Annotated in this window: 1 protein-coding gene; it reads right to left on the reverse strand. The window is 63.0% G+C overall.

What is annotated here, in order from left to right; genetic code table 11:
* On the reverse strand, positions 1–292 hold a 292-nt coding region (locus tag HX873_RS31500; protein ID WP_177123875.1), incomplete at its 3' end, for a response regulator.
* Between the last annotated feature and the right edge of the window lie 8 nt (positions 293–300).

Below are 300 nucleotides of genomic sequence, written 5' to 3' on the forward strand. Positions count from 1 at the left end.
CGTCGGCCCCGGCGGCAAACCCCACCAATTGTTCGGCGTTCTCGTCCAGGGCCGTCATCATCAGGATCAGCCCAGGGTAGTGGTCGCGAATCTGTCGGCACAGGGTAAAACCGTCGATGCCCGGCAGCATCACATCGAGGATCAACAGTGCCGGTTGTTCATCCTGGATACGCTGGGCGGCGTGGTCGCCACGGTGTTCCACTGCGACGGTAAAGCCTTCGGCGCGCAGGAACTCGGCCGTCAGTGCCGCCAGGGGCAGGTCGTCTTCGATCAGCAACAGGGTATCGGACATGGCTCAGC

Source organism: Pseudomonas sp. P7758 (assembly GCF_013386485.1).
GTDB lineage: Bacteria > Pseudomonadota > Gammaproteobacteria > Pseudomonadales > Pseudomonadaceae > Aquipseudomonas.